We start from the raw sequence: 411 nt of genomic DNA on the forward strand, positions 1-411 counted from the left end.
TTGCTCAGGGTCACGGTGTAGGTGATCACGCCGCCTTCGGTGACCGACGGGCTCGCCGTCAGGGTTGCAGTGGTGGTATCGACCGAGTCGTTGATCGTGGTCTGAGCCGGCGTCGGGTTCGGGGTCAGCTGTTCGAAGTTGCCGCCCGTGGCGTTCTCGATGGTGACGCTGACGGTCGATCCGTTGTTGTAGACGTCATTGGCCGGGGTCTGGAAATCAATGCTGCCCTGGGTTTTACCGGCTTCAACGGTAATGGTTTGGCCGTTGGACAGGGTCACGGTCACCGGCGTCTGGGCAGGATTGCTCAGGGTCACGGTGTAGGTGATCACGCCGCCTTCGGTGACCGACGGGCTCGCCGTCAGGGTTGCAGTGGTGGTATCGACCGAGTCGTTGATCGTGGTCTGAGCCGGC

At 62.3% G+C, this 411-nt stretch carries 1 protein-coding gene; it reads right to left on the reverse strand.

Annotation, left to right across the window (positions count from 1 at the left end; translation table 11 throughout):
* Positions 1-411, reverse strand: a 411-nt coding sequence (locus I8746_RS26990) for an immunoglobulin-like domain-containing protein (protein ID WP_221101230.1), incomplete at both ends; no start/stop codon positions are given.

The sequence above is a fragment of the Pseudomonas sp. USTB-Z genome, from assembly GCF_019691255.1.
Lineage (GTDB): Bacteria > Pseudomonadota > Gammaproteobacteria > Pseudomonadales > Pseudomonadaceae > Aquipseudomonas > Aquipseudomonas alloputida.